Here is a 26,605-nt window from a genome sequence, read left to right as displayed (position 1 = left end):
GGGCGACGACTTCGCCTAGGAGGCGCTGGATGAGTGCGTACCCCCACCTGCTGAGCTCGCTCGACCTGGGCTTCACCACGCTGCCCAACCGGGTGATCATGGGCTCGATGCACGTCGGCCTGGAGGAGGCCGAGAACGGCTTCGAGCGGATGGCCGAGTTCTACGCCACCCGCGCCCGTGGCGGCGTCGGCCTGATCGTGACCGGCGGCATCGCGCCGAACGAGGCCGGCCGGCCCTGGGGCGGTGGCGCCATGCTGACCACCGAGGCGGCCGCCGCCGAGCACCGCGTCGTCACCGACGCCGTGCATGCGGTGGGCGGCCGGATAGCCATGCAGATCCTGCACTTCGGCCGGTACGCCTACCACGAGGACCTCGTCGCGCCCAGCGCCGTGCAGGCCCCGATCAGCCCCTTCGTGCCGAACGAGCTCACCGACGAGCAGGTCGAGCAGACCATCGAGGACTTCGTCCGATGCGCCGAACTCGCCCGCAGCGCGGGCTACGACGGCGTCGAGATCATGGGCTCCGAGGGCTACCTGATCAACGAGTTCATCGCCGCGCAGACCAACCACCGCACCGACCGCTGGGGCGGCAGCTACGAGAACCGGATGCGCTTCCCGGTCGAGATCGTCCGGCGGGTCCGCGAGCGGGTCGGCGCCGACTTCATCCTGATCTACCGGCTCTCGATGCTCGACCTCGTCCCCGGTGGATCGACCCTCCCCGAGGTCGTCCAGCTCGCCCAGGCCGTCGAGACGGCGGGCGCGACCATCATCAACACCGGCATCGGCTGGCACGAGGCCCGCATCCCGACCATCGCCACCTCGGTGCCGCGCGGCGCGTACAGCTGGGTCACCAAGAAGGTGATGGGCTCCGTCGGCATCCCGCTGGTGACCAGCAACCGCATCAACACCCCTGAGCTGGCCGAGCAGTTGCTCGCCGAAGGCCGCGCCGACCTGGTGTCGCTGGCCCGGCCGCTGCTGGCCGACCCGGAGTTCGTGGCCAAGGCCGGGGCGGGCGCCCCGGAGGCCATCAACACCTGCATCGGCTGCAACCAGGCCTGCCTGGACCACACCTTCAGTGGCAAGATCACCTCCTGCCTGGTCAACCCGCGCGCCTGCCACGAGACCGAGCTGGTGCTCTCACCGACCCGCCGCCGCAAGCGGATCGGCGTCGTCGGCGCCGGCCCGGCCGGGCTCGCCTGCGCCGTCACCGCCGCCGAGCGCGGCCACGCGGTGACGCTCTACGACGGCGCCGAGGAGATCGGCGGGCAGCTCAACATCGCCCGCCAGGTGCCGGGCAAGCAGGAGTTCGACGAGACCCTCCGCTACTACCGGCATCAACTGGCCAGCCACGGCGTCGAGTTGCGGCTCGGTGCGATGGTGGACGCGGCGGCGTTGGCCGCCGACGGCCACGACGAGATCGTCGTCGCGACCGGCGTCACGCCCCGCACGCCCGACATCGAGGGCATCGGACACCCCAGCGTGCTCAGCTATGTCGACGTCCTGCGGGACAAGGCCGAGGTCGGCCCGAGGGTCGCCGTGCTGGGCGCGGGCGGCATCGGCTTCGACGTCGCCGAGTACCTCACCGACCCCGGCAAGTCGGCTGCTCAGAACCCGGCCGCCTTCTTCGAGCAGTGGGGCGTCGACACCGAACACCGCACCCCCGGCGGTCTCGCCGAGCCCGTCCGCCCGGTCTCGCCGCGCGCCGTGCACCTGCTCCAGCGCAAGACCAGCAAGATCGGCGCAGGCCTCGGCAAGACCACCGGCTGGATCCACCGCACCGAGCTCAAGCACCGGGGCGTCACCAGCATCGCGGGCGTCAGCTACGACCGCATCGACGACGACGGCCTGCACGTCACCGTCGACGGCGAGGCCCGGCTCATCCCCGTCGACACCGTCGTCCTCTGCACCGGCCAGGAGCCCCGCCGCGGCCTGTACGACGACCTCGCCGCCCTCGGCCTGACGCCGCACCTGATCGGCGGCGCCGACGTCGCGGCCGAGCTCGACGCCAAGCGCGCCATCGACCAGGGCACCCGGCTGGCCGCAACGTTCTGACCCGGCGGGGCAGTTGGCAGCTCGGGCCGCAGGTACTCGTTCGAGTGAACGCGAGGTTCGGCGCCGAGCGGACGGGTAGTCCTGCCTGCGAGGTTTCGTGCACGACCTGACAGAGCCGACCGGCCTGACGCCCTGGGAGGGCACATGTCCGCTCCACGCCGTACGCCCAAACTGCTCACCACGACAGCCGTCGCGGTCCTGCTCACGCTCGCCGGTGGCGGCCTCGCCGCCCCGGCGGGCGCAGCGGCTGTCACTGCCGCGCCGAGGGCGGTGCAGTCCGTCCGGGCGGCCGGGTTCTACGCAGGCGGGGTCTGGGATCTCTACCAGAGCAACGGCAGCAACGCCCGGGTCAACCTGTCGCAGGACGGCAACGGGCACCTCTACGGCAGCGCCACCTCCGGCGACATGGTCGGCACCCTCCAGGACGGCGCACTGGTGGACGGTGAGCACATCTACTTCACCATCACCTGGAACAACGGGCCGGTAGGCCGCTACACCGGGGTCAGGGGCGCCGACGGACGCCTCTCCGGCACTACGGTCGACCTGAGCGACCCGTCCAGCCAGGCGACTTGGTTCACCCAGCGCACGTTCTGAGCCGGCGCACGTCCCGCCCGGGAGGGCTGGTGGGGACCGTAGGATGCGACACATGTCGCTGCCGCACGCCATCCTCACCGCCCTCCTGGAGCGACCCTCCTCGGGGCTGGAGCTGACGCGCCGCTTCGACCGCTCGATCGGCTTCTTCTGGTCCGCCACGCACCAGCAGATCTACCGCGAGCTGGGCAAGTTGGAGAAGGCGGGCCTGATCCGCGCCGTGCCCGGCCGACCCGCCCGGGGCGGCCGCAAGGAGTACGAAGTGCTCCCCGCCGGGCGCGCCGAACTGACGGCCTGGGTCGGCGAACCCCAGGACCCGAAGCCCATCCGCGACCCGCTGCTGCTGCGTCTGCGCGCGGCGGCGGCAGTCGGCATGCACGGCCTCGACGCCGAGCTCGGCCGCCATCTCGCCCTCCATCGCGCCCAGTTGGCGGAGTACCTGGAGATCGAGGAGCGCGACTTCCCCGCCGCGAAGGTGGAGACGGAGAACCGCCTGCAGCACATGGTGCTGCAGGCGGGCATCCAGCTGGAGACCTTCTGGGTCGAGTGGCTCACCCAGGCACTGGCCGGGTCAGCCGACGTCTGACCCGGCCCCCAGGTCGCCCGGGTCGGTGTTGGCGCCGCACAGCACCACGGCGACCCGCTCCCCGGCGTCGGCCCGGTACACGCCGTGGGTGAGCGCCGCGAGCGCGGTGGCCGCCGCGTGCTCGACGGCGATCCGCCGGTCGTCCCAGAGAGCCTGACGGGCCGCCACGATCGCCGAGTCCGGTACGAGCACCGACTGCACGCCGTCGTGCTGCGCCGCCGCCAGCGCGGTCCGCGAGGTGATCCGGGCGCCGAGCGAATCCGCGGCGACGGAGGCGACCGGCACGTCGACCGGCCGCCCGGCCTCGATGGCCGCGTGGAGCGCCCGGCTGCCCTCCGGCTCCACGGCCACCACCCGCACCCCGTGCTCCCGCGCGGCCGTGGCCACCCCGGCGAACAGGCCGCCACCGCCGACCGAGACGATCACCGTGTCCAGCCCGGCGAGCCGCTCGCGGATCTCCCCCAGCAGCGTCCCCGCCCCGGCGGCGATCAGCGGGTGGTCGTACGCGTGGCTCGCCAGCGCACCGCTCGCGGCCGAGTGCTCCGCGCAGGCGGCCAGCGCCTCGGCGTACTCGGTGCCGACGAGGCGTACCTCCGCCCCGTACGAGCGGAGCTTGGCGACCTTCACCGGCGGCGCCGTGGTCGGCAGGAAGACGGTGGCCCGCACGCCCTGCTGCCGGGCGGCCCAGGCGCAGGCCAGCCCCGCGTTGCCGCCGGAGGCGATCGTCACCCCGGCCCCCGGCAGTGTCCCGGCCTCGCGGTGCGCGGCCAGGAAGTTCCGCGCGCCCCGGGCCTTGAAGCTGCCCGTGTGCTGGAGGTACTCCAACGCCAGCCAGGCCTGCGCGCTCCCGGGGGTGCCGAACGCGCCCGGTTCGGTCGGCGCGAGCGCGACGGGCCTCGTCCGGCCGTCGATCCGGGTGGCGGCGGCTTCGATGTCGGCGTACGTCAGCTCGTGCACGGGGGAGGCCTCCAGGGGCGGCTCGGGAACGTTCACCGCTCGATTCTCCCTGCTCGCCGTGGCTGGTGGGGGTGCTGAGCGGCAGGGAGTTTTCACCTGATCGGATGACGGGGTGTCGGGGACGGCGGCCCGGAGCCCGGCGTTGTTCCTGATATGGGAGTTCCGGGCAGGCGTCGGGGAGCGGCCGTCGTGGCGGCCGTGCTCCTCGGGCTGCTCGCACTCCTCGGGGCCGGGCCGGGGGAGTGCCACGGCCACCGGGCGCAGCAGCACCAGGACGGGTCGGGGCTCCCGGTGGCTGCGGCTGGGGCGGCTGCGGCGGCCCGCTGTGCTCCTGCCGTACCCGCGTCCGCCGACTGCTGTGCCACGCCGGGTGCGAGTTACGCCGCGCCGGGCCACGTCCCGCCCGAGGGGCCGGAGGGCCCGAAGGGCGGGCCGGTGCCCGGTGCCACCGCCGATGGCCCGTCGGTCGCCGCCGGGGTGGCCCCCGGGCTGCCACCGCCGCGCCCCAGCGGCGGGCGCGCCACCCTCACGGGCATCTGCGTGAGCCGTACCTGAGACCGCACCAGCGCTGCACCCGGGCCGGACGGGACAACCCCGCCGGCCACGGGCCGACGCCGCCTGCCCGCGCGCGTCGGCAAGCCAGCCACCGGCGTCCGTCGGTGGCCCGACAGCCTGGAGCCTCCGCATGACCTCGTCCGCAGTCCACACCCCGCCCGCCCTGGACGGTCCTGCCCTGGGCGGTTCCGCCCCCGCAGCCGCGCCGTTCGCCGTCCGTGCGCTGACGGCCGGCTGTGCCCGGCTCGCCGCCCGGCGAGCGCACGCCTGTGTCGGCATCAGCCCGTTCAACGGCTACTTCCACGCCCGGCGGATCGCCGAGCTCGCCCGCTGGGCGCTCGGCTCGTTCGACCAGGTGCATTTCTTCCTGCCGGACTCGCTGGCCGCCCACACCCTCGAAGCCGTCGGCTACCCGCCGGAGCGTGCCGCGTTCAAGGCCCGCAGGCAGGGCCAGCACCTGCACAACAAGATCACCACGGCCCTGCACGAACTCGGCGTCCCCGACCCGGCTTCCCGGGTGCTGACCTCCACCGCCCTGGCCGACCACCCCCGCTACGCCGACCTGCACCAACAGGCCCGGTGCCTTTTCGACAGCGATCCCGGCTTCCGCTCCGCCTGCCTGGCGGCGGGCAACTGGGTGCTCGAACGCCGCCTCCCGCCCGGCACCGCCCCCAGCGACGCCCAGCTGCTCACCGCCGGTCGCTACCTGCTCGGTGAGCTGCCGCTCTTCCTCGACACCCCGGGCCTCACCGGCGTCGCGGAGTCCGTCTTCTGCTACCACCAGACCCCGCGCTTCCTCCGTGACCTCTTCGAACGCCGCCTCGCCTGCACCCCGGAGCTGACCCAGGGCTACCTAACGGTCGTCCCGGCAGCGGTGTAGCGGCGCCCCCGGCCGACCGGCGCCGAGGTGGCCTGCGGCAGGATGGGAGGGTGCTGAACTACGACGACGAAGCAGCCAGTTACGACCGGACCAGGGGCGGGGACGCCAGGGCCGAGGCGACAGCCGAGGCCCTGGAGACCCTGCTGCCGCCGGGCGTCGCAGTGCTGGCCGATCTCGCCTGCGGTACGGGCATCGTCACCACCCGGCTGCGGCGCCCGGGTCGGGAGGTCATCGGTGTCGACCTGTCACCCGGCATGGCGGCCCTCGCCGCCGCCCGCCTGCCCGGCCGCATCCAACTCGCCGACGCCACCCGTCTCCCGCTGGCGGACGCGTCGGTCGACGCGGCCGTCCTGATCTGGCTGCTCCACTTGCTGGACGGCCCGACCGCCCAGGCGGCGTTCATCGAGGCCGCCCGCATCCTGCGCCCCGGTGGCGCGCTCGTCACCACCGTCGACAAGAACGACGCCGCCTTCGTCCCCGACAGTGACGTCGCCGACCTGATCGTGCCCGTCCGGGCGGCCTGCACCGAGCCCCGCGCGGATGCGCTCCCCGTCCTGACGGAGCTGGCCACCCGGCTCGGGCTGGCCCGCACCGCCCGGACCACCTTCGCCGGCCTCGGCCAGGGCCGCTCTCCCCGCGCCTGGCGTACCCAGCTGCTCGCGGGCCGCTTCCCCTGGACGGCCCGCACCGACGAACTCCCGCAACTCTGCGCCCGGCTCCAGGCCCTCCCCGACCAGGACCGCCCCCGGCCGGACCCGGTCTACCAGCTGGTCCGTTTCACCCGCCCCTTCACCCGCCCCGACACCGCCGGGGCGTAGCGGACCGGCGGGGTCAGGGGGTCCGCCGCCCACCGGCTGCGATGCAGCGGGCGAGCGCCGTCCGTCCGCGCAGGTAGGAGGCCCGCAGTACGGCAGCCATCCGGTGCCTGATCATCGCGTCACCTCCTCGTGCTGCATCGCCGGTGCCCCGGCGGGCACCTGGAGCGAGCCGTAGCGCTCCATCCGCTGCCAGCGCAGGCGGGACCCGGCAATCGCGGTGACCACGGACTGGATGACCACCAGGTACATCAGCTGCCGGTAGACGAACTGCTGGAGCGGGAGGCTCCAGAGCGGGCCGAGCCGCTCCTTGTCCAGCCTGAAGGCGTAGACGCCCATGGCGAGTTGCAGGGCCAGGAAGGCGAGCCAGAGGCCCAGGATCCGGACCGGGTCGAGGAAGACCAGGCCGTAGACCGCTGTCACGTCGACGGCGGGGGCGAGCAGCGGCAGCAGCACCTGGAACATCAGCAGGTAGAGCAGCCCCCGGCGGCCCAGCTTGCCCGACTGGCCGCGCTGTCCGAGCGCGCTGCGGTGCTTCCACATCGCCTGGAGGGTGCCGTAGCACCAGCGGTAGCGCTGCTTCCAGAGCGCGCCTAGCGAGGCGGGGGCCTCCGTCCAGGCCTTGGCGCGCTCCTCGTAGACCACCCGCCAACCGGCGCGGCAGAGCGCCATGGTGAGGTCGGTGTCCTCGGCGAGGGTGTCCTCGCTGACGCCGCCGAGCCGCAGCAGGGCGGAGCGGCGGAAGCCGCCGACGGCCCCCGGCACGGTCGGCATGCACTGGGCGAGGTCGAAGAGCCTGCGGTCCAGGTTGAAGCCGATGACGTACTCGATGTGCTGCCAACGCCCCAGCAGGCCACCCCGGTTGACGACCTTGGCGTTGCCGGAGACGGCGCCGACGCTCGGGTCGGCGAACGGCTGGACGAGCATCCGTACGGCGTCGGGCTCGAAGACGGTGTCGCCGTCGACCATCACCACCAGCTCGTACGAGGCTGCGCGCAGACCGGTGTTGAGCGCTGCCGGCTTACCGGCGTTCTGCTGCCGGAGGACCCGGACACCGGGCAGCCGGAGGGATTCGACCAGGTCGGCGGTACCGTCGGTCGAGCCGTCGTCGACCACGAGGATCTCGACCGGGTGGTCGGAGGCGAGCAGCGAGCGTACGGCGGCCTCGATGCCCGCCCGCTCGTTGTAGGCGGGGACGATGACGCTGACGGGGCCGGTGATCGGCGGCCCCCAGGGCGCGTCCCGGAGGCGGCGGTGCCGCCGGGCGGCGACCAGCACGGCGACGGCGCGCAGCAGGCTGATCGCGCCCGCTGCGTACAGCAGCCACCCGAGCGCGCGCAGACCCCAGCCGCTGGCCTGCAGCACCCCGATCAGCGCGAGGCCCTGCCAGTGCTCGGAGGTGGAGGCCGGGTGGTTGGCGGTGGGCAGGGCGACGGCGTCGGAGACGGTCGCGAAGTGGAAGCCCGCCGCCCGGAGCCGGGGGAGCAGCGTGGTGAGGGCGGTGACGGTCTGGGAGCGGTCGCCGCCGGCGTCGTGCATCAGCAGCACCTGTCCGGTGCCGGGCGCGGGGGTGGCGCCGGCGATGATCCGGTCGACGCCCGGCTTCCTCCAGTCCTCGCTGTCCTGGGTGGTGAGGACGGTCAGGTAGCCCTCGCGGCCCGCCTGCCGGACGGCCTGCCAGTCGGCGTCACGCAGCGAGTCGTTGCCGGAGGAGTACGGCGGGCGGAGCAGCGCGCTGGTGACGCCGGTCGCACCGGCGATCGCCAGCTGGGTCTCGCGCAGCTCCATCGACCGCTGCCAGGAGGGGAGCCCGGCGAGGTCGGGGTGGCTGAAGGTGTGGACGCCGAGCTGGTGGCCCTCGGCGACGATCCGCCTGGTGAGGTCCGGGTTGGCCGCGACCTGGGTGCCGACCACGAAGAAGGTCGCGTGCACGCCGTTGCGGCGCAGCACGTCCAGGATCTGTGGTGTCCAGCGGGGGTCGGGGCCGTCGTCGAAGGTCAGCGCGATGGTTCCGGGCCTGGGCGCGGCCGTCCGGGCCGGGTCGGCCGCGCTGTCGATCACCGGCCCGCCGTGCGCGACCTGGCTCGGCACGGCGGCGGACGACCCCGTGTGGTCGGCGGCGCCGTCCGGGGTGGAGCCGAACATGTGCTGGGTGTAGCCCTGGATCAGCAGCGCGGCCGAGAGGGTCAGCACCAGCGTGGTGAGCAGCAGCCAGTGGGTGCGCAGCGGCAGTTGCCGCACCTTGCCACGGCGTCCGGAGCGGGTGAGCGCGCGGGCGCGGGCGGGTGCCTTGCGGCGGGAGTGGGACACGGGGGTGCTCTTTCGTCCGCCTGGGCTCAGGTGTGTGACGGCTGGTGGCTGGGGTGCGGCGGGTGGGTGCGGCTGGGGCCCGGGGTCGGTGGGGAGGTGGGCTTGCCGGGCGTGGCGGTCGTGCCGGTCGTCGGGGCGGCCGAGGTGGTCGGTTCGCTCGGTGCGGCGCTCGCACCGGGGGTGCCCGGCGGGTGGCCGGGTGTCGTCCGGGCTGCGGCGCTGCGGTGGGCGGTCGCGGTGGTGTCGGGCGCGGCGGGTGGCTCCGCGCCTGCGGCGACGGGGGGCGCGGCCGACCGGCTGTCGGCCGGTGCGGGCGCCTGCGAGGCCGGGGGAGCGGGCAGCGGGATGAAGGGGGAGGCGACGGTCGGCCCGCCGAGCAGGGTGCTGACGAGCAGCCCGAGGTAGCCGACGGCCGGGACGGCGAGCAGGCGCCCGAGCCGCCGGACGCGCCGCTGCCGCCGCCCGGAGCTGTCCACGAAGACCGGAGCGGTCGGCTGGGTGAGCCGTCGGGGCGGCCGACCCGGGGGGTTTCCGGGCACGACGGTGTCGGGGCCGGGGTCTGTGTTGATCCTCATCTCACTTGCCCAGCGCCCCGGCGTTCGATTCCGTCACTGCCTTGGGCTGGGGGTTTCGCGGAGATCAGGTGACGAATCGGTGCGCCCCGGCGTCCCACCGGGCCGACCGGCCGGCCGGCCGGGCTAGCGGCGGCGGAGGGCGGTCGGGGTGAGGTCGGCGAGGGTGGGGTAGCCGTCGATGGCCATCAGGAGGTCGGTCTCGGCGAGGAGGGAGCGGAGGACGTGGACGATTCCGTCCTCGCCGCCGACGGCGAGGCCGTAGACGTAGGGGCGTCCGATGCCGACGGCGGTGGCGCCGAGGGCGAGGGCCTTGACGATCTCGGCGCCGCTGCGGATGCCGGAGTCGAAGAGCACCGGGAGGCCGTCGGCGGCGGCCACCACGTCGGGGAGGGTCTCGATCGCCGGGAGTCCGCCGTTGGCCTGGCGGCCGCCGTGGTTGGAGCAGTAGATGCCGTCCACGCCGGCGTCCTTCGCGCGGCGGACGTCCTCGGGGTGGCTGAGGCCCTTGAGGATCAGCGGCAGGGAGGTGAGTGAGCGCAGCCAGGGGAGGTCGGCCCAGCTGAGCGGGTTGGCGAAGGTGCCGGCCCAGTGCCGGACGGCGGCGGCCGGGTCCTGCTCCGGGGGCTGGGCGAGCGAGCGGCGGAAGACCGGGTCGCTGGTGTAGTTGGTGAGGCAGTGGCCGCGCAGCTGGGGGAAGTTGGCGGTGCTCAGGTCGCGTGGCCGCCAGCCGGTGACCCAGGTGTCGAGGGTGACGACGATGCCCCGGAAGCCGGCCGCCTCGGCGCGATGGACCAGGCTCTCGGCGAGGGCGCGGTCGGCCGGGGTGTAGAGCTGGAAGAAGCCGGGGGTCGCGCCGAACTCCTTGGCGACCACCTCCATCGGGTCCTGCGAGAGCGTTGAGGCGACCATCGGAACGCCCGTCCGTGCGGCGGCCCGTGCGACTGCGAGATCGCCGTGCCCGTCCTGCGCGCACAGCCCGACCACCCCGACCGGCGCCATGAAGAGCGGTGTGGCCAACCGCAGCCCGAAGAGCTCCAGCGAGAGGTCGCGCTGCGCCGCGCCGGTCAGCATCCGGGGCATCAGCCCCCACTGCTCGAAGGCGGTCACGTTCGCCCGCTGGGTGTGCTCGTCCCCGGCGCCGCCGGCGACGTACGACCACAGCCCGGGGGACATCGCCGCCTCGGCCCGTGCGGCGAGCTCCGCGAAGCTCATCGGCAGCTCGGGCACCACCCCGCCGAGGCCGCCGAGGTAGATCTCCAGCTGGTAGTCGCCGAACTGCTGCGCCATCGGTTTCCCTTCTCCCTGTTCTCCCTGGCCGGCCGGTCGGCTGGTCATCCGGTCATCCGGTCATCCGGTCAGCCGCCGAAGTTGAGAGCGTAGAGCGGACGGACGGAGGCGGCGGTGACGTAGTCCATCGGCACGACACCGAGCACCGGGCGGGCGTTGTGGTCGAGCCCGGCGAGGTAGCCGGTGAGCCGGGGGCCGATGGCGTCGGCGGCCTGCGCGGGCCAGAGGCCCCAGCCGGAGGAGCTGGTGAAGGTGAGGAAGAGCCGCTGCGGGTCGGTCGCGGCTCGGGCCGCGTCGAGGTGTGCGGAGACCTCGGGCCACTTGCGGGAGGCGATCTCGAAGACCGTGCCGATCTGATAGTCGTCCTCGATGTCCGTCCGCGCGCCGCCCCAAGGGATGCCGGGCACACCGGAGTTGTCGGCGAGCACCACCACCCGGCCACGCACCTCGCCCAGCCGGGGGATGCGGTCCTCCGTCCAGAACAGGCCGGGCCTGGCGGCCGCGTACCCGGCGAAGATCGTGCCGAAGTCCTGGTCCGAGACGGTCGAGTACTCCTGCTTGACCCGCATCAGGACGGTCTCCTGCGGGTGCTGCGCAAGGAACGCCTGGCACTGGTTGAGCACGTCGCCGAAGAAGATGTGCTGGAAGAACGAGCTGTGGTGGATCGCGAACACCCCGTCGATCGCTCGGCAGCGGATGTCGAAGAACCGTACCCCGGCCGCGAGTTGGTCGGGCACCGAGAGGGTCTGGGTCTGGGTGATCGGGCCGCCGTAGAGCGAGCAGGTGTCGTGCGTGCCGGGGACGGTCAGCCGCGAGAGGTATGTGTCGGCGCCGAGTGCACCCAACCAGTCCGTACCGGCGGGTACTTGGGCGGCCTGGGCCGGCGTGGCCGAGCCGTAGCCGGACCAGGCTGCGCCGACGCCGAGCGCGAGCGCCGACCGCAGCCCTGTCCGTAGCACCGTCCGACGGCTCAAGCTCCCGATGTCCGAGTGGTTCCCCATGCTCCGCTCCCGCCCGTCGGCCCGGTTGCCATGAGCATTATCAGCAGCAACAGGCGGACAGGTACAGGCCCGTGCGGCCCGAACCTGCCCGCCGATCCGCCGAGTTGTCAGGAGACCCGGGAGAGGTACCCGTTGTCGACGAGCCACATGACGTTCAGCCGCTCCGGGCCGCCGGGCAGCAGGGCGGCGTCCAGCTGGTACTGCCAGCCGTAGCCGGGCTGGCCGAACCACGGCGCGATCGGGCCGGCGTCGACGGTGAAGGGCTTCAGCACCTGGTAGTCGTGGTAGTTGCAGGCGGCGGCGGGGGTGCCGTCGAGGCTCTGCGGCGGGATCGACCGGGTCGCGTACGGCAGGCCCTCGGGGGCGAGGAAGGAGCCGTACTCGCTGCCGAAACGGTCGATCCGCTGGCCGGGGCGCAGGGTCTGCTGGATCTCCACCGGGTTGCCGTCCGGGGTGAGTACGTAGCCGTTCTGCGGGGGGTACTTCCAGGAGCCGGCGGCCGAGTCGTAGTAGGTGTCGAAGAAGGCCTGCTCCGACAGCCGGCCGGTGCGCTGGTAGCCCCAGAGCTCGACCCCGACCCGCCCGAGGACGGGCAGCTGCTCCGGGCCGAGCCGCTTGTCGCCCTTGAAGTACTCCGCCGAGCACTGGTCCAGGGCCACGGTCGTGGCTCTGGTGGCCGTGACGCCCACGGCGGAGGCGGGTGCCGCCCCGACCGTCACCGTGCCGGCCAGTACGGCCGCCGCCGCCCCGACCGCCGCGAACGCTCGTCGAATCCCCATGAAGCTCCCTCTCGCAGGCCGCCCTCCGGCGGGTGCCGGGCGTGGCTGATCAGACACGGACGGTGATCATTCAAGCGGCCTTGTCCTTGCCGCGTCAACCGATCACGGGATTCCCGTCGCCCGATCTGATGACCTGTCACCCTCACGCGTCGGCGGTCGGGTCCTCCCAGGCGAACGCGGCGAGCTGCGGGTCGAGCGGCGCCCGGGTGAGGCGGTTGGCGAGGGTGGACATGGTGTAGGCGCCGATGCCGAGCACGACCTCCAGGGCCTGCTGCGCGGTGTAGCCCTCGCCGAGAAACGCCTTGAGCGGCGCGTCGGCGACCGCGCCCGAGGTGGCGACGACTTCGAGGGTGAAGCGGCGGAGCGTCTCCAGTCGCGGGTCGGAGAGCGGCTGCCCGGTGCGCAGGGCCTCGATCAGCGCCGGGCTCGCGCCGAGGGAGGTCAGCTTGCCGGTGTGCATGGCCACGCACACGTGGCAGGCGTTGCGGGTCGCGATGGTCATGATGACGGTCTCGCGTTCGAGCGGGGTGAGCGTCGTGGTCTCGAACAGGGCGCTGAGCTTGAGGAAGCCGTCGAGCAGCTGGGGCGAGTGGGCCAGTCGGGCGACCGGCGCCGGGAGGTAGCCGAGGTGTGCGGTGGTGGCCTCCATCGCCCGGCGGGCGGCGGCGGGGGCGGTCTCGGGGGTCAGGGCAGCAAAGGGGGACACGTCCGGGCTCCTTGGACAGGTGTGCTGACGGGGTAAACTCGTCAATGTGATTGACGAAACCGTAAACCAGATTGACGATATCGGCAAGGGTCGGGGTGACCGTGACTGAGCGCCCCGGGCGCCCCGGGTACGAGCTACCACTTCTGCTCTTCGCCGGATTCCGCTCCCTCATCGACGAGTTGCACGCCGAGTTGGCCCGTCAGGGTCATCCGGAGGTGCGCCCGGCATACGGCTTCGCGCTGCAGGCCGTCGGCCTCGACGGCGCCACGGCCACGGAGATCGGGCGGCGGCTCGGTGTCTCCAAGCAGGCCGCCGGCAAGACCGTCGACCGGCTGGAAGCACTCGGCTACGTCGCGCGGGCCGACGACCCCACGGACGGGCGGCGCAAGCTCGTCCGGCTGACCCCGCTGGGGGTGGACATGCTCGGCCGTTCGGCGGTGATCTTCTCGGAGCTGCGGGCCCGCTGGGCCGCCCAGCTCGGCGAGTCACGCCTCGCCGAGCTGGAGGACGACCTCGCCACGGTGACCCCGCGCGGGGCTCTCGGTCTCGACGCGGCAGCGTGGTTCGGCGGCTGACGGCGTGTCGGGTGACGGTCTGTTGACCGACAATGGGCCGGTCGCGGCGAAGTTCACCCGCGCCCCTTGGGTGAAATGGGTGGATTGCGGCTTACGCTCGCGGATGTGCTGAATGTGCCGCAGGTGATCAAGCGTCTGGTGATCGGCAGGGCCATGCGCAGCGAGGAGCTGGGCGAGACGCTGCTGCCCAAGCGGCTGGCGTTGCCGATCTTCGCCTCCGACCCGCTCTCCTCGGTGGCCTACGCCACCCAGGAGATCCTGCTGGTGCTCACCGTCGGCGGGACGGCGTTCCTCTACCTGGCCCCGTGGGTGGCGGCCGGCGTCGTCGCGCTGATGGCGGTGGTGGTGCTGTCGTACCGTCAGGTGGTGCACGCCTACCCGAGCGGTGGTGGGTCGTACGAGGTGGTGTCGACCAATCTCGGGGCGAACCCGGGGCTGGTGGTGGCCGCCTCGCTGCTGGTGGACTACGTGATGACCGTCGCGGTCTCGGTCGCCTCCGGCGTCGACAACATCATCTCGGCGCTGCCCCGGCTGGCCGACTACCGGGTCGCGCTGGCGGTCGGCTTCGTCGCGGTGCTGACGGCGATGAACCTGCGCGGCGTGCGGGAGTCCGGGAATGCCTTCGCGGCGCCCACGTACCTCTTCATCGGCGGCATCGTGCTGATGGTCGCCACCGGCCTGGTGCGGATCGCCTTCGGCCACGGGCCGGTGGCGGCCAGCGCGGTGTACGGGATCGTGCCGCAGGAGGGCAAGGACACGCTCGCGGGGCTGGGGCTGTTGATGCTCGGGCTGCGGGCCTTCGCCTCCGGCTGCACGGCGCTGACCGGTGTCGAGGCGATCTCCAACGGCGTGCCGGCCTTCCGACGGCCGAAGTCGAGGAACGCGGCGACCACGATGTCGGTCATGGGCATCACCGCCGTAGTGATGTTCGTCGGCATCACCGCCCTCGCGCTCACCGCGAAGGTGCACATCACCGACGACGCCTGCCGTCTCACCGGCTTCCCCGGGCAGTGCAGCGGCGCCCCGGAGCAGACGGTGATCGCCCAGCTCGCCGCGTCCGTCTTCGGCGGCGACCACAGCGTGCTCTTCTACTACATCCAGACGGTCACCGCGCTGGTGCTGATCCTGGCGGCGAACACCGCCTTCAACGGCTTCCCGCTGCTGGCCTCGATCCTCGCCGAGCACAGCTATCTGCCCCGGCAGATGCACACCCGGGGTGACCGGCTGGCCTTCTCGAACGGGATCATCGCGCTGGCGGTGGTGGCCGGTGGCCTGCTCTGGCTCTACGGCGCGAACGTCACCAGCCTGATCCACCTCTACATCCTCGGGGTCTTCACCTCCTTCACGCTCTCCCAGATCGGCATGGTCCGGCACTGGAACGGCACCCTGGCGACCGAGACCGACCCGGGCGTCCGCCGGGCCGCCCACCGCTCCCGGGTGATCAACGGATTCGGGGCCTGCGTAACGGCGCTGGTGCTGGTGATCGTGCTGATCACCAAGTTCACCCAGGGCGCCTGGCTGGCGGTCGTCGCCGCCGTGCTGCTGTTCCTGATGATGCGGGGCATCAAGCGCCACTACCGGGCGGTGGCCGAGGAGTTGGCCGTCGACGACCCGCGCGCGGAGTCCGTCCGCCCGGCCCGGGTGCACGGCATCGTGCTGGTCTCCAAGCTGCACAAGCCGACGCTGCGGGCGCTCGGCTACGCCCAGGCCTTCCGGCCCGACACGCTGGAGGCGCTGACCGTCTCGGTGGAGAAGGAGTCGACGGAGACGCTGAAGGCGCTCTGGGGCACGTACGAGATCCGGGTGCCGCTGAAGGTGCTCGACTCGCCGTACCGGGAGATCACCAAGCCGATCGTGGCGTACGTCCGCTCGATCCGGCGGACCAGCCCCCGGGACATCGTGGCGGTCTTCATCCCCGAGTACGTCGTCGGGCACTGGTGGGAGCAGGTGCTGCACAACCAGTCGGCGCTCTGGCTGAAGAGCCGGCTGCTGTTCACTCCCGGGGTGATGGTGATCAGCGTGCCCTGGCAGCTCTCCTCCGCGCCGCGCGCGGATCATCCGGCCCGGCGCGCGCCCGGCTCCGTACGCCGGGGTGAACCGGCGCGCGGGCGGAGCTCGCACGAGTAGCCGGGGACCGCCCCTGGGACCGGCTGCGGTGTGGCTGTATGTTTGTCATCAAGCGAAGACATCGCCTGGTGACAAGCAGGGAGTTCCCGGTCGTGGAGCAGACGGAGCGGGCAGCGCAGGCGCAGCAGACGCAGTGGAGGCAGCGGGCCCTGGTGCCCGTCCTGGTGTTCCTCGGGCTGGTGGTCGCCGTCATCAGCAGCCTGGGTGCCCCGCTGGTGCCGACCATCGCCGTGCTCGACCACGTCTCGCTCTCCGGCGCCCAGTGGTCGCTGACCATCACCCTGCTGGTCGGCGCCGTCGCCACGCCCACCATGGGCAGGCTCGGCGACGGGCCGTGGCGCCGCACGGTGGTGCTCGCCGGGTCGGCCGTCGTGCTGGCGGGCAGCGTGCTCGCCGCGCTGCCGCTCGGCTTCGGCTGGCTGGTCGTCGGCCGGGGGCTGCAAGGCGTCGGGCTCGGCCTGACGCCGCTCGCCATCGCCACCGCCCGCGACAGCCTCCCCGAGCACCGGGCCCGCCCGGCCGTCGCGCTGCTCTCGATCACCACCGTCGCCGGGGTGGGCCTCGGCTACCCGCTCACCGGGCTGATCACCGAGGCGTTCGGCGTGCACGGCGGCTTCTGGTTCGCCGCCCTGATCGCCGCCGCCGCGCTCACCGCCACCGCCCTTGTCCTCCCGTCCACCCGCGACCGCGCACCGCGCCCGCTCGACACCCTCGGCGCCGTCCTGCTGGGCCTCGCCCTCGCGGGGCTGCTGCTGGTGCTCAGCAAGGGCGAGACCTGGGGCTGGGCCTCGCCGGGCCTGCTCGCGCTCGCCGCCGGTTCACTGCTGCTGCTCGTCGGCTGGACGCTGCACGAACTCCGCACCGAGCACCCGCTCGTCGACCTCCGTCTCGTCCGCCACCGCACCGTGCTCACCAGCAACGTCACCGGCCTGATCGCGGGCATCGCGATGTACCTGCTGATCTCGCTGGTCACCCGCTTCGTCCAGACCCCGACCACCGCCGGGTACGGCTTCGGTACCTCCGTCGTCGTCACCGGCCTGGTGCTGCTGCCGTTCTCCGCCGCCAGCGTGCTCGCCAGCAGGACCGTGCCGGTGCTGGCCCGCCGTACCTCCTCCGCGCTGGTGCTGCCGATCGGCTGCCTGATCTGCCTGCTCTCGCTGCTGGTCTTCGCGCTCGCCCGGAGCAGCTTCTGGGAGCTGTTCGTGGTGATGGGCATCGCCGGGTTCGGCGTCGGCTGCACCTTCGCGGTGATGCCCGGCCTGATCGTCAGCGCCGTCCCGGCGGGCGAGACCGGCAGCGCGATCAGCTTCAACCAGGTGCTGCGGTACGTCGGTTACTCCACCGGCAGCGCACTGAGCGCCGCCGTCCTCCAGGCCCGGACGCTGCCCGGCGAGCTGCTGCCCAGCGGCTCCGGCTACACCGTCGCCGCGCTGATCGGCTGCGCGGTCTCGGCCGCCGCCGTGCTGGTGGCGGTCGTGCTGCCGCGCCGGGCGGCCCCCGCGCCGCTCCTCCCGACGCCCCGGCCGGAGCGTACGGTGGCCCGGTGACAGAACCACCCGCCAAGCCCGCCCGCCGCCGTGACGCCGCCCGCAGCCGGGAGCAGCTGCTCCAGGCCGCCCGCGAACTCTTCACCGAGCGCGGCTACGACCGCACCACCACCCGGGAGATCGGCGAGCGGGCCGGCGTCGACCCGACGCTCATCGCGCGCTACTTCGGCGGCAAGACCCAGCTCTACATCGCCGCGCTGAACGCCGAGTTCGGCTCCACCCCGCCCGCCGACCTGCTCGACGAGGAGCGGCTGCGCGGTCTGCTCGAACGCGTCGCCCGGCGCGGCCCCGGCCCGGCCTTCCGGGTCGCTGCCACCCCGTACGAGGACCCGGCTGTCCAGGACGCCGCCCGCACCCAGCTCCACGACCGCCTGGTCGCCCCCCTGCGGGAGCACTTCACCCGGGACGGCCTGTCCGACCCCCAGCTGCGTGCCGAGCTCACCGTCGCCGCCTTCGTCGGCGTCGCCCTCGGCCGGAGCAGCGGCGCCTTCCCCGCTCTCGCCGCCGCCGACCCGGACGCGCTCCTCGCCCTGGTGCAGGGGCTGCTCGCTCCCCAGGTTGGGTGACCATGGCATTGATCACTCGTTCGAGTGATCCTGATCAGTTCGATCCCTGACGGTCCGTCCGCTGCCCTAGCTTCGGTGACGACAGTGCGGATTGATCGCGGTTCCCCCGCGGTTCCACCGCGGCGACGGACAGGGGTGGGGCTGTGGAGCAGCAGCAGAGCGGGTTGACCAGGCGGCGCTTGATGGCGGCCTCCGCCGCGCTCGGCGGCGCGGGCTGGCTGCTGCGCGGGGTCGTCGGCCCCGACAGCGCCCAGGCCGTCGGCACGGCCCCGCCCACGCTGCCGGGCGGGCTGGTGCCGTACCAGCAGGTGTACGAGAACTGGGCGGGCGAGATCCGGACGGACGCGCTGTGGGTGTGCGCCCCCAGCGCCCCGCAGCAGGTCGCCGACCTCGCCGACTGGGCCGTCGCCAACGGCTGGCGGCTGCGCGCCCAGGGGCAGCGGCACGGCTGGGCCCCGCTCACCGTCGCCGCCGGGGAGCCCGGCTCGTCGCAGGTACTGCTGGTCGACACCACCCGGTACCTGACCGCCGTCTCCCTCTCGGGGAGCACTGCCGTGCGGGTGCAGACCGGCGCCTCGATGGAGAGCCTGCTCGCCTACCTGGCGGCCCACGGCCTCGGGGTCGCCGCCTGCCCGGCCCCGGGCGATCTCACCGTCGGCGGCGTGCTCGCCATCGGCGGCCACGGCACCGCCGTCCCGGCCGACGGCGAGCCGCCGGTGCCCGGCCAGGGGTACGGCAGCCTCAGCAACCAGGTGCTCTCGCTCACCGCCGTCGTCCACGACCCGGTCGCCGGGCGGTACGTGCTGCGCACCTTCGACCGCACCGAGGCCGACAGTGCGGCCTTCCTGGTGCACCTCGGGCGGGCGTTCCTCACCGAGGTGGTGCTCCAGGCCGGCGCCGACCGGGCGCTGCGCTGCGTCAGCCGAGTCGACATCCCGGCCACCGAGCTGTTCGCTGCGCCCGGCAGCCCGGCCGCCGCCGGGGGCCGCACCTTCGCCGACCAGGTCGCCCGCACCGGCCGGGTGGAGGCGATCTGGTTCGCGTTCACCGCCAACCCCTGGCTGAAGACCTGGGAGCCCACCCCCACCCGCCCGTTCCTCAGCCACGAGGTCAGCGCGCCCTACAACTTCCCCTTCTCCGACAACATCCCGCAGCCCGTCGCCGAACTCGCCGGCCAACTCGTGGGCGGCTCCTGGGGCCTGGCCCCGCTCTTCGGCCAACTCCAGTACCTGATCACCAAGATCGGGCTGACCGCCGACCTCACCGACCTGCTGCTCGCCCCCGGGCTGCTGCGCAGCCTGCTCAGCGGCGACACACTCACCCACCTGCTCGCGGGCGGCCTGCGCTCCGACCTCTGGGGCGCCTCCCGGCACCTGCTCCAGTACGTCCGCCCCACCACCCTGCGGGTCACCGCCAACGGGTACGCGATCCACGCCCGGCGGGCGGACCTCCAGTGGGTGATCAGCCAGTTCACCGGCTACTACCAGCAGTTGCTGGGCGAGTACCAGGCCCGGGGCGAGTTCCCGATCAACGGCGCGGTGGAGATCCGGGTCACCGGCCTGGACGACCCGGCCGCCTCCGGCGTCCCCGGCGCCAGGCCCCCGCTGCTCTCGGCGCTGCGCCCCCGGGCCGACCGCCCCGAGTGGGACACGGCCGTCTGGCTCGACATCCTCACCCTCCCCAACACCCCCGGCTTGCACCGCTTCTGCCGTGACCTGGAGCAGCACCTGCTCGGCGTCTTCGACGGCAGCCGCGCGGGCCTGCGGGTCGAGTGGTCCAAGGGCTGGGCCTACACCGCCGACGCGGCCTGGGCCGACACCGACGTGCTCGGCCGCACGATCCCCGACAGCCTGCGCGCGGGCGGCGGAGGAGGGTGGGACGAGGCGGTCGCCGTGCTCGACCGCCACGACCCGTACCGGGTCTTCGGCAACCCCTTCCTCGACGGTCTGCTTCGCTGAGGCGGTGCTCCGCTGAGGCGCTGTTCCAAGATTCGTACGTCGACGGGGAAATCGATAAGGTGTCTGGTCAAGACCGCACCCGGTAATCACGGGCAGGCCAGGGCTCTGCCGCAGTTTCGTGGCATCTCCACGCTGCCATGTCGGCGCCCGCCTGCCCGAGTCCTGGTGCCCAGGGCGGTCGGCACGGCCGGGCAGTCGGGCCCCGGCCGACGGGTCAGGAGGAACGAGTGGCACAGGTCATCGCCGAGGTCTCGAGGACGTTCAACGAGTTCCTGCTCCTGCCCAACCGGACCAGGACGGACTGCTCGTCGGCGACGGTCGACCTGCGCACGCCCCTGGTGCGGCACGTCGTGGGCGAGCGGTCGGCGATCGAACTCGGCTCCCCGTTCACCTCTGCGATCATGCAGGCCGTCAGCACCCCGGAGCTCGCGATCGCGCTCGCGCGGAACGGCGGCTTGAGCTTCCTGCACCACAACCAGTCGATCCAGGACCAGGCCGCAGCCGTTCGCCAGGTGAAGAACTTCAAGGCCGGGTTCGTCACCAGCGACACCAACGTCCGTCCCGACGACAGCCTGAGCCACCTGGTCGCCGTCATGCAGCGCACCGGTCACAGCACCGCCGCCGTCACCCACGACGGCAGCGCCACCGGCCGCCTGCTCGGCCTGGTGACCTCGCGCGACTTCCACCCCCAGCGGCATGACCTCGACGGACCGGTCGGCGGTCGGATGACCGCCGTCGCCGACCTGCCCCACGCCGAGGCCGACATCACACTCTCCGAGGCCAACGCCCGGCTGTGGGACCAGCGGCTGGACTGCCTCCCGGTGCTGGACGCCGGGGGCCACCTGCAGTACCTGGTGTTCCGGTCCGACTACGCGGACAACAAGCGCTTCCCGAACCAGGCCGTCGACGCCGCCAAGCGCCTGCGGGTGGGCGCGGGCATCAACACCCACGACTACCAGGAGCGCGTCCCCGCCCTGATGGAGGCGGGCGCGGACGCCCTGTGCTTCGACTCGTCCGACGGCTACAGCGACTGGCAGGCGCAGGCCCTGACCTGGGTGAAGAAGCACTACCCGGAGATCCCGGTCGGCGGCGGCAACGTGGTCGACGGCGAGGCGTTCACCTTCCTCGCCGAGGCCGGTGCGGACTTCGTCAAGGTCGGCGTCGGTGGCGGCTCCATCTGCATCACCCGCGACCAGAAGGGCATCGGCCGCGGCCAGGCCAGCGCGGTGCTGGACGTCGCCGCGGCCCGGGACGCCTTCCGCGACCGCACCGGCGAGTACGTGCCGATCTGCTCCGACGGCGGCCTGGTGCACGACTACCACGTGGCCCTGGCCCTGGCGATGGGAGCCGACTTCGTCATGATGGGGCGTTACTTCGCCCGCTTCGACCAGGCGGCCGGCGCGAAGCTCCCCACCCGGGACGGCTTCGTGAAGGAGTACTGGGGCGAGGGCTCGAACCGCGCCCGCAACTGGCAACGCTACGGCCAGGGCGGCCAGGGCCTGATCTTCGAGGAGGGCGTCGACGGCTACGTCCCCTACGCCGGCGACCTCAACGAAGGGCTCGCCCTGACCATCGCCAAACTCCGGACCACGATGGTCTCCTGCGGCTCCGTCACCCTCCCGGAGTTCCAGTCCACGGCCCGGCTGACCCTGGTCTCCGACCAGAGCTTCCAGGAGAGCCACGCCAACGTCACCGTGCGGGACACCCCGTCGACCGTCGCCTGAGAGGCTGCCGAAGCCTGACGCCCCTCCACCGATCTGCCGACAAGCGGGCCGAATTCGGCCCTTGAGCAGTAGGCTCGATCGGGAGCATTACGCCCGCGAGTCGGTCGGATATCGAGGTGCTGCAGACCGCGCGGTGGGTTCATCCTCGTCTGTGTCGAGTGGTGGGAGACCGATGAGACGGTTCCGCTTCTTTCGCGAGGCTGGGTTGGCCATTGCTGTGGCTCTGGTCGGATTCGGTGTCATGTCCATCATGTACACATCGACCAGCTGGCCGGTGACACCGGGGCTGCCGTACTTCCGCAGTGCCACCTGGGGCGATGGTCTGCTCATTCCGTTGGCCTCAGCGCTGTTGCTCAATCTGGTCCGAACTCTGAGCGGATCACGGGCCGAATGGAAGATTTCGGCAGTCTGTTCGGTGGGCGGGCTGCTCGTTGGTGGAATGCTCACCTGGTTCTGGCTCCGCGACCGTTCGCCCGCCCTGAACTGGACGCTTCCAGGGCCCGGGAGACTGAATTCGGCAGGCATCTACCATGCCGTGTTCCTTGCCGTCTGTTCGGCTCTGCTGGCAGGTCTCTCCGGGCTCCTGTTCGTGCGCCTTCGCAGGCTCGGCCGGACCATGCCCGGTGCTGCCGACAGGATTGTCACCTCGCCCGCGTGGGTCGGTCTTCTGGCGTGTCTCCTGGGGTTCGCCGGACTGGTCGTCACGGACAGCAGGCAGGCGACCGGAGCGGCGAGCCTCAGCTCACTGGGCGCTCTCTCGCTGGCGGTCCTCGCCGCCCTCGTATGCCTGCGGGTGGTGTCCAGGGTCGGTACCAGAAGCATCGTCGCCTCCACGGCCCTGGCCGTCGTCATGTCTGCGCCTCTCCTGATCGCGTCCTCCTATCGCGGGCCTCTCGATGGGAACGCCGGACCGCTTCTCGGGATCGCGGTCGGCTGTGCCGTGGCCTTCTCGTCGGCATACCCGGGACCGGCGGACCGGGGACGCCGTCCCTGGGGTGTGCTCGAATTCCTCGGTGCCCTGTCGACCTTCGGGGGTCTTGCCGTTGCGCCGACCGTCCACCGGGGCGCTTCGCCCATCGAGATCGGGTTGATGCTGATCGGGACGGCCGTCAACCTTGCGCTGTTGCGCGGCCTGACCGTCATGCTCCAGGCCCGGCAGACCGGAATTCCCGGGCAGGGGAACTGGCGGACCACGGTGGAGATCGCCGCACCCGCCTGGGCACTCATGGCGCTGGCGGTGGGATCGGCATGGTTCGCCCAGGAGAATCGCCTGACATCGAACTCCGGAGCGCTGGTCATGCTCCTGATCTCGCTGGCGATCGTCAACATCATTTCGCCGATTCTGCAGCGGAGTTACGATCGATTCGTCAAGGCCGAGGAGAAGGCGACCCGTTGGGGGCCCACATCGGAGGAGCAGAAGTTCTTCGGCCGCCGCGTCGCCCTGAACACCACGGGAACCGCGTTCGCCGGAGTCGGATGCCTGCTTCTCGTGACCTTCTCCGTGGCCGAGAAGAAGGGCTTCCAGCGGGGCGTCGACCATGCCACGGTGTGGCCGTTCCTCGTAGTGGCGGCTGGAGTCGCTCTCAGCCTGGTGGGAGGCGCCGCCCGGTACGGCCGGCGGCCTGAACGATCGCGTGGAGTCGTCCAGGCCGCGAGCGCCGTGGCCGCCACCGGATGGTCGGTGGCACTCCTTTCCGAGGTCGAGCTTTCGGGTCTGCGCTGGGCTGCCGTCCCGATCGTCGCCCTGGTGGGGACGTGGACGACAGAGAGCATCAGGAGTAACGGCAGGCTTCTGCAGAGGCAGGATGTGACCTGGGGCCAGTCCCTCGCGGCGGCGTCGGTCGGGCTGGCGTCAGCCTCCTCCGTACTGTGGGCCGTCACCTCGGGCCTGCGGTGGCGCGACCAGCCGGCGAACATCTACTGGTCCGCGCTGGGGCTCGCCGTTCCGCTGCTGGTCACGTTCGCGATGGCCGTCGCGGTCACGTCTGCCTTCCCCGAGCCGCCGACGACGGGTGGCACGAACTACGGTCCCTCGGCCGGGGTGCAGCAGGACCAGGCGATGATCGGCCTGCTGGTCCTCGTGCTGGTCTGGATCCCCGCACTCCTCGTGGCCCACGTCCCGAGGAACGCGAGTGAGCGCTGGCTGCAGATCCCTCAGATCGCCTTCGGCTTCATGCTGCTGTTCACCGCGATCTTCTGCTGGATCCTTCGGTACAACACGCGACACTCGGCCTTCCGGCGGCACCAGCTCGTCGCGCCGGACGAGCCCTGGCCGGACCGTGAGAAGTACCCGTTGATTCACGCCGCCAGGATCCCCGGTGCCATGAGGAACATCGTTCGACGCCGGGCACCGGCAACCGACGAGGAGTGGGTGGTGGCGCTCGACGATCACGTCACGCTGCAGAACCTCATCGCGCTCACCGTCGTGGTCGTGTGCGTGATCGGCTGGATCCCGCTCGCCAAGGAATTCAAGCTGTCCGCGCCCAAGTAGTGAGACCGGCAGCTGCTCCATGAAGGTCGGCGGCGAGGTTGGTGACGGTGTCGGCTGACGGGGGAACGGTGCGGGTCGGAACAACTAGCATGGGTGGCCATGAAGCGTGCTTGGATACTGCCTGTACTGCTCGTGGTCTGCGGTTCGCTCGTTGCGACCATGATGGTCGTCAGGGGGCTCCCCGGCACCGCCGTTCCGCTGCTGCTGATGTTCGTCCTGCTCGCGGGAGTGAACTCGTCATTGGTGTTCCCACGGTCGATCGGCGCGGCGGAGGCCCAGCGCCGCAGCGCCGCCGACGGCCGTCCGATCATCTACTGGCGGCCGGGCTGCAAGTACTGCCTGCGCCTGCGGATCCGGCTGGGCCGCAACGCCGGCCGGCTGCACTGGGTCAACATCTGGCACGACCCGGCCGGGGCAGCGGAAGTGAGGGCAGCCAACGACGGCAACGAGACCGTGCCGACGATGGCGATTCCTGGATCGAACGGCACTGAGTCGGTGCTGACCAACCCGTCCATCGCTCAGGTCAAGATGGCGCTTGCGCTCTGACTCCCCACGCGCGCAGACAAGCCCCCGGCTCAATGCCGGGGGCTTCGATGGCTACGGGACGTACTCGTACCCGATGGTGAAGCGGGGAGGAAGACACCACTCCCCGTACTCGATGACACCCTCTGAGTCCGACCACCGGTGAGCACCCGCGAGGATCGACGACCCGACGGCAATCCCGAGCGCCGATGCCTCCCGCGCGTCTGCGTCTCGGCCGTGCATGTCGTCACGTGCGTGGGTGATGGTGCGGCCGGTGGCTTCCAGGACCTTGGCGGAGATGCCGGCGTTCCGGCCAGGGGCGGTGTTCAACAGGTCCGGCACGAGCGCGGCGAAGTGAGCCGGGTACCAGATGACGGCGAAGCACGTACGGGACTGGCCACGGCCGGAAAGCCACTCCCGGCGGACCACCTGAGCACCGGGGTCAAGGTCGAACAGCTCGGCGACGTACAGCGGGGGCACGACCAACCCGGCCGCCGTCACCCGGCTCGTCTCACCCTCGGCAAGGAAGGACTTGACCCGCTGGACCCTGGCCAGCCTGTCACGCGGCGAGAGGGTCACGCGGGGATCGTCGGCTACGAACGTGCCCCGGGGCGTGGTCCTGATGTACCCCTCGACCTGCAGAGCTTGAAGCGCCCGGCTCACGGTGGCGGCCGCCACCTGCCACTGACCGGCGATCTCCCGGTTCGTGGGCAGCTTCTCGCCGGGTTGCAGCTCCCCCGAGAGGATTCGGTCTCGGAAGTGGTCAGCGATGAGCGTGAACGTCTTTGCACTGGGCATCTGCCGTGCCTCTCCGCAGTATTGACGTGCTATCAGCGAGCACACTAGTGCACCGGAAACCGTAGCGGGAGTGCTTCGGCCAAGAGGAGAGTGAACTAGAGCACTCATTCAAGGAGGCCGCGATGTCGGCGCCACTGAACAGACCCACCACGACGGCGACACTGACCAGCAAGATCATGCGATACGAGGTTGTTGCGGCAGCGGGATCGCACGTCCTGCGAGATACGGTCCTGGGCGAGTTCTGCACGCTCCCGGACCCGTCAGGAACGCCGGTGCTGCTGGCGTTCCCGGACGCCTATCACGCCCGGCTGTGGCTGATGATGGCCGACACCCGCCGGGCCCGTGCCGCGAGTGAGGTGCGGATCAGGGCCGCGAAGCGGTGGAAGCCGACCGCAGTACAGGCCGGGCTGTTGCTGTTCGACCTGTACGCGCCGCAGGACGGCGCTGGGTGAGTACCGCGAGGTCGTACGAGGATGCCCGCGCGCTGGCGCGGGAGATCGCTGACCGAATGGAGTGGCTGCTCGGGAGGCGGCCCTCGATCACGTGGCTGGAGCAGGGCGGCCTTCACGTCTCGGTGAAGCTCGGCCCGGCCACCGCTCGTGACCCTGTGCTTGGGCTGAAGGCACTGGACCCGCTGAACATGGGCGACCGCTTCGGGCACCGCTGCTCGGACCTGCCGGAGCGGCCCAACTACGTGTGGACACAGGTGGACTTCGTCGGCCCGAGCGGCAGCACGGAAACGGAGGAGGGGACGCTGTGAGTCCTGTCGAGTTCTACCCCCGTGGGTTGTTCGGGCTGCACTGGGAGGCAGCCGGAGACGATCCGGAAGGTTTGCTGTTGGCGCGGGTGGACCGGGAACGCGTAGCGGTGGCCAGTGCCCGGCAGCCTGACGCCGTGCTGGTGATGACCTCCGCCGATCTTGGGGTGCTGCGGACGGCGCTCGTGGGGAGCGAGTTCAAGCACCTCCTCCCGGACGATCGTGCGTCGGTGCGCTGCGCGTCGGAAGAGTGCCGCACGGCGCCCCTGGGCCAACCGGAAGCCGGCCGCCCGAGGTCGGTCCAAGGGGCTGCGTCCGGCAGATCCCTGCGGCTGGTCCGGAGCTATCGGGCTTCGGTAGCCGCCTGGGTGGTCCTGCTGGCCACGTGGCTCGGTTGGCTGGTGGTGCGGAGGTGAGGCACCAGCTCGTCAGGAAGTGTGCCGCCGG

General features: G+C 72.0%; 25 protein-coding genes. 17 read left to right on the top strand and 8 right to left on the bottom strand.

The features are described 5' to 3' along the window. Nucleotides 1–29: 29 nt before the first annotated feature. From ACR68M_RS06210 to ACR68M_RS06200, 3 genes are all read left to right on the top strand, one after another. The gene (locus ACR68M_RS06210; RefSeq protein WP_441249411.1) at nt 30–2,051 is read left to right on the top strand and encodes an oxidoreductase; all 2,022 of its coding nucleotides are present in this window, start codon (nt 30–32) and stop codon (nt 2,049–2,051) included. Nucleotides 2,052–2,195: 144 nt separating this feature from the next. Next, complete coding sequence (locus ACR68M_RS06205; RefSeq protein ID WP_441249410.1) at nt 2,196–2,645, top strand: hypothetical protein; 450 nt, start codon at nt 2,196–2,198, stop codon at nt 2,643–2,645. A gap of 52 nt (nt 2,646–2,697) precedes the next feature. After that, a complete protein-coding gene (locus tag ACR68M_RS06200) occupies nt 2,698–3,228 on the top strand; it encodes a PadR family transcriptional regulator (protein ID WP_441249409.1) in 531 nt (176 codons plus the stop codon). Here the strand turns inward: ACR68M_RS06200 and ACR68M_RS06195 are convergent. Next, nucleotides 3,214–4,185 (bottom strand): threonine/serine dehydratase, encoded by a 972-nt coding sequence (locus ACR68M_RS06195; protein ID WP_441251524.1) that lies wholly within the window; start codon nt 4,183–4,185, stop codon nt 3,214–3,216. The two genes, ACR68M_RS06200 and ACR68M_RS06195, sit on opposite strands and share 15 nt — an antisense overlap. A 189-nt stretch (nt 4,186–4,374) precedes the next feature. Between ACR68M_RS06195 and ACR68M_RS06190 the strand changes: the two genes are divergently transcribed. The 3 genes from ACR68M_RS06190 to ACR68M_RS06180 all read left to right on the top strand — a co-directional run bounded on the left by ACR68M_RS06190 (nt 4,375) and on the right by ACR68M_RS06180 (nt 6,438). Then, on the top strand, nt 4,375–4,740 hold the full coding sequence (locus ACR68M_RS06190; RefSeq protein WP_441249408.1) for a hypothetical protein: 366 nt from the start codon (nt 4,375–4,377) through the stop codon (nt 4,738–4,740). A gap of 130 nt (nt 4,741–4,870) precedes the next feature. Beyond that, nucleotides 4,871–5,620, top strand: a complete 750-nt coding sequence (locus ACR68M_RS06185) for a tRNA-dependent cyclodipeptide synthase (protein WP_441249407.1) — start codon at nt 4,871–4,873, stop codon at nt 5,618–5,620. A gap of 50 nt (nt 5,621–5,670) precedes the next feature. Further along, nucleotides 5,671–6,438 (top strand): class I SAM-dependent methyltransferase, encoded by a 768-nt coding sequence (locus ACR68M_RS06180; protein ID WP_441249406.1) that lies wholly within the window; start codon nt 5,671–5,673, stop codon nt 6,436–6,438. A gap of 111 nt (nt 6,439–6,549) precedes the next feature. Here the strand turns inward: ACR68M_RS06180 and ACR68M_RS06175 are convergent, their stop codons facing one another. The 6 genes from ACR68M_RS06175 to ACR68M_RS06150 form a co-directional block, all read right to left on the bottom strand. Beyond that, on the bottom strand, nt 6,550–8,745 hold the full coding sequence (locus ACR68M_RS06175) for a bifunctional polysaccharide deacetylase/glycosyltransferase family 2 protein (protein ID WP_441249405.1): 2,196 nt from the start codon (nt 8,743–8,745) through the stop codon (nt 6,550–6,552). Nucleotides 8,746–8,771: 26 nt separating this feature from the next. Next, nucleotides 8,772–9,320: a hypothetical protein gene (locus ACR68M_RS06170; RefSeq protein WP_441249404.1), complete on the bottom strand. Its 549-nt coding sequence runs from the start codon at nt 9,318–9,320 to the stop codon at nt 8,772–8,774. Between the two features lie 123 nt (nt 9,321–9,443). Further along, nucleotides 9,444–10,607 (bottom strand): alpha-hydroxy-acid oxidizing protein, encoded by a 1,164-nt coding sequence (locus ACR68M_RS06165; RefSeq protein ID WP_441249403.1) that lies wholly within the window; start codon nt 10,605–10,607, stop codon nt 9,444–9,446. Nucleotides 10,608–10,675: 68 nt separating this feature from the next. Then, nucleotides 10,676–11,608, bottom strand: a complete 933-nt coding sequence (locus ACR68M_RS06160; protein WP_441249402.1) for a phosphatidylinositol-specific phospholipase C — start codon at nt 11,606–11,608, stop codon at nt 10,676–10,678. 107 nt (nt 11,609–11,715) lie between these two features. After that, nucleotides 11,716–12,387 (bottom strand): TNT domain-containing protein, encoded by a 672-nt coding sequence (locus tag ACR68M_RS06155; RefSeq protein WP_441249401.1) that lies wholly within the window; start codon nt 12,385–12,387, stop codon nt 11,716–11,718. 142 nt (nt 12,388–12,529) lie between these two features. Continuing rightward, nucleotides 12,530–13,036, bottom strand: a complete 507-nt coding sequence (locus ACR68M_RS06150; protein WP_441251523.1) for a carboxymuconolactone decarboxylase family protein — start codon at nt 13,034–13,036, stop codon at nt 12,530–12,532. A gap of 158 nt (nt 13,037–13,194) precedes the next feature. On the opposite strand from ACR68M_RS06150, the gene ACR68M_RS06145 reads away from it, so the two are divergent. The 8 genes from ACR68M_RS06145 (at nt 13,195) to ACR68M_RS06110 (ending at nt 24,627) form a co-directional block, all read left to right on the top strand. Further along, nucleotides 13,195–13,668, top strand: a complete 474-nt coding sequence (locus ACR68M_RS06145) for a MarR family winged helix-turn-helix transcriptional regulator (RefSeq protein ID WP_441249400.1) — start codon at nt 13,195–13,197, stop codon at nt 13,666–13,668. A gap of 75 nt (nt 13,669–13,743) precedes the next feature. Next, on the top strand, nt 13,744–15,795 hold the full coding sequence (locus tag ACR68M_RS06140) for an APC family permease (RefSeq protein ID WP_441249399.1): 2,052 nt from the start codon (nt 13,744–13,746) through the stop codon (nt 15,793–15,795). Between the two features lie 92 nt (nt 15,796–15,887). Next, nucleotides 15,888–17,342 (top strand): MFS transporter, encoded by a 1,455-nt coding sequence (locus tag ACR68M_RS06135; protein WP_441249398.1) that lies wholly within the window; start codon nt 15,888–15,890, stop codon nt 17,340–17,342. Then, on the top strand, nt 17,339–17,908 hold the full coding sequence (locus ACR68M_RS06130) for a TetR/AcrR family transcriptional regulator (RefSeq protein ID WP_441249397.1): 570 nt from the start codon (nt 17,339–17,341) through the stop codon (nt 17,906–17,908). Before ACR68M_RS06135 ends, ACR68M_RS06130 begins: the two co-directional genes overlap by 4 nt. Before the next feature lie 182 nt (nt 17,909–18,090). Further along, entirely contained in the window at nt 18,091–19,866 is a 1,776-nt protein-coding gene (locus tag ACR68M_RS06125) for a cholesterol oxidase substrate-binding domain-containing protein (protein ID WP_441251522.1), read from the top strand. A 227-nt stretch (nt 19,867–20,093) separates the two neighbouring features. Then, the gene (locus tag ACR68M_RS06120; RefSeq protein ID WP_441249396.1) at nt 20,094–21,590 is read left to right on the top strand and encodes an IMP dehydrogenase; all 1,497 of its coding nucleotides are present in this window, start codon (nt 20,094–20,096) and stop codon (nt 21,588–21,590) included. A gap of 241 nt (nt 21,591–21,831) precedes the next feature. Then, nucleotides 21,832–24,081 (top strand): hypothetical protein, encoded by a 2,250-nt coding sequence (locus ACR68M_RS06115; RefSeq protein WP_441249395.1) that lies wholly within the window; start codon nt 21,832–21,834, stop codon nt 24,079–24,081. Nucleotides 24,082–24,180: 99 nt separating this feature from the next. Next, complete coding sequence (locus ACR68M_RS06110; protein WP_441251521.1) at nt 24,181–24,627, top strand: glutaredoxin domain-containing protein; 447 nt, start codon at nt 24,181–24,183, stop codon at nt 24,625–24,627. A 51-nt stretch (nt 24,628–24,678) separates the two neighbouring features. Here the strand turns inward: ACR68M_RS06110 and ACR68M_RS06105 are convergent, their stop codons facing one another. Further along, on the bottom strand, nt 24,679–25,401 hold the full coding sequence (locus tag ACR68M_RS06105; protein ID WP_441251520.1) for a GntR family transcriptional regulator: 723 nt from the start codon (nt 25,399–25,401) through the stop codon (nt 24,679–24,681). 122 nt (nt 25,402–25,523) lie between these two features. Here ACR68M_RS06105 and ACR68M_RS06100 point away from each other — a divergent pair, with 122 nt between their 5' ends. From ACR68M_RS06100 to ACR68M_RS06090, 3 genes are read left to right on the top strand one after another with little or no spacing between them, the layout of a single operon-like run. Further along, the gene (locus tag ACR68M_RS06100) at nt 25,524–25,853 is read left to right on the top strand and encodes a hypothetical protein (RefSeq protein WP_441249394.1); all 330 of its coding nucleotides are present in this window, start codon (nt 25,524–25,526) and stop codon (nt 25,851–25,853) included. Continuing rightward, the gene (locus ACR68M_RS06095; protein WP_441249393.1) at nt 25,850–26,161 is read left to right on the top strand and encodes a hypothetical protein; all 312 of its coding nucleotides are present in this window, start codon (nt 25,850–25,852) and stop codon (nt 26,159–26,161) included. The genes ACR68M_RS06100 and ACR68M_RS06095 overlap by 4 nt, the downstream gene beginning before the upstream one ends. Then, the gene (locus ACR68M_RS06090) at nt 26,158–26,574 is read left to right on the top strand and encodes a hypothetical protein (RefSeq protein WP_441249392.1); all 417 of its coding nucleotides are present in this window, start codon (nt 26,158–26,160) and stop codon (nt 26,572–26,574) included. Before ACR68M_RS06095 ends, ACR68M_RS06090 begins: the two co-directional genes overlap by 4 nt. The last annotated feature ends 31 nt before the right edge of the window (nt 26,575–26,605 follow it).

It is taken from the genome of Kitasatospora sp. McL0602 (assembly GCF_052076145.1).
Classification (GTDB): domain Bacteria; phylum Actinomycetota; class Actinomycetes; order Streptomycetales; family Streptomycetaceae; genus Kitasatospora.
The sequence above is the reverse complement of the archived record's forward strand: the minus strand, read 5'-3'. Positions and strand labels throughout refer to the sequence as shown.